The organism is Azospirillum sp. B4 (assembly GCF_000333275.1).
Taxonomy (GTDB): Bacteria; Pseudomonadota; Alphaproteobacteria; order Azospirillales; family Azospirillaceae; genus Nitrospirillum.
This window is the reverse complement of the sequence record NZ_BACU01000014.1, coordinates 1-1,520: the sequence shown is the minus strand read 5'-3', so window position 1 is coordinate 1,520 and position 1,520 is coordinate 1. Positions and strand designations below refer to the sequence as shown.

1 protein-coding gene and 1 pseudogene are annotated in these 1,520 nt (G+C 70.1%); both read left to right on the top strand.

Annotated elements, in window-relative coordinates:
• Positions 1 to 871: pseudogene (locus tag I55_RS00400) on the top strand (F0F1 ATP synthase subunit beta); the annotation flags it as partial.
• The gene (locus I55_RS00395; RefSeq protein WP_064742448.1) at positions 868 to 1,389 is read left to right on the top strand and encodes a F0F1 ATP synthase subunit epsilon; all 522 of its coding nucleotides are present in this window, start codon (positions 868 to 870) and stop codon (positions 1,387 to 1,389) included. The pseudogene I55_RS00400 and the gene I55_RS00395, both read left to right, overlap by 4 nt.
• Positions 1,390 to 1,520: the final 131 nt, after the last annotated feature.

The following is a 1,520-nucleotide window of genomic DNA, read 5'->3' as shown; positions in this document are numbered from 1 at the left end:
CGTCGGCGAACGCTCGCGCGAAGGACATGAGCTGTGGACGGAGATGGAGGCGTCGGGCGTGCTGGCCCGCACCGTGCTGGTCTATGGCCAGATGAACGAGCCGCCGGGCGCCCGCTGGCGCGTGCCCCTGACGGCGCTGACCATGGCGGAGCATTTCCGCGACCGGCAGCACCGCAACGTCCTGCTGTTGATGGACAACATCTTCCGCTTCGTCCAGGCGGGCGCGGAACTGTCCAGCCTGCTGGGCCGCCTGCCCTCGCGCGTTGGCTACCAGCCCACGCTGGCGACAGAGGTCGCGGCCCTGCAGGAACGCATCGCATCGGTGGCCGGTGCCGCCGTCACCGCCATCCAGGCCGTCTACGTGCCGGCCGACGACTTCACCGATCCCGCCGTCACCGCCGTGTCCAGCCACACCGACAGCGTCATCATGCTGTCGCGCGCCCTGGCGGCACAGGGTTTCTATCCGGCGGTCGATCCCCTGGCCTCGTCCTCCATCCTGCTGGACCCGTTGGTGGTGGGGGAGGAGCATTACCGCATCGCCGAACGGGTGCGCGAAACCCTGGCCCGTTTCAAGGACCTGCAGGACATCATCGCCCTGCTGGGCGTGGATGAGCTGAGCGGCGGCGACCGTCTGGTCGTGACCCGCGCTCGCCGCCTGCAACGCTTCCTCGCCCAGCCTTTCCTGGTGACCGAGGCGTTCACCGGAACGCCAGGCCGCACCGTGCCGCTGGCCGACACCCTGGCCGGCTGCCGCGCAATCCTTGATGGGGAAACGGACGACTGGGCCGAAAGCTCGCTGTACATGGTGGGGACGCTGGAGGAGGCGCGCGATAAGGAGGCGGCGGCCCGCAAGCCGGTGGAGGCGGCATGAACCTGCGCATCGTCACGCCCCTGGCCGTCATCGTCGAGGCGGCCGACGTCCGCGCGGTGCGGGCCGAGGACGCCAGCGGCGGCTTCGGGATTCTGCCCGGCCACGCCGACCTGCTGACGCGGCTGGCGATCTCCATCGTGCAGTGGCGCGATACCAACGGTCATCCAGGCGCCTGCGCCGTGCGCGGCGGGGTGCTGACGGTAACGGGCGGACAGGAGATTAACGTGGCGACGCGCGAGGCGGTGGCCGGCGATGACGTGGAAGCGCTGGCGGGATCGGTGCTGGAACGCTTCCGCGCCGACCTGGACCTGGAACGCCAGGAACGCACGGAAGACACCCGGCTGCACTTGAACGCCATCCGCCAGATCATGCGCCACCTGCGGCCCGACGGGCCTCTCGGCCGGGGCGTGGAGCGTAGCGACGAGGTCCCGACTGGGACCGCCGCAGTTTGCGGGGAGCGTCAGCGGACCGCGAAACGAGGACAAGCCAAAGGGCCCGGATGGGCCGCCGGCGATTGAGGAACTTCACACAAGAGCCGCCTCGGCCGGCGCCACGAAGGCCCGAACCTGGTTGCGGCCTTGGTGCTTGCCCATGTACAGCGCCTCGTCCGCCCGCTGGATGAAACGGCCCAGCGTCTCGCCCGGCTCGT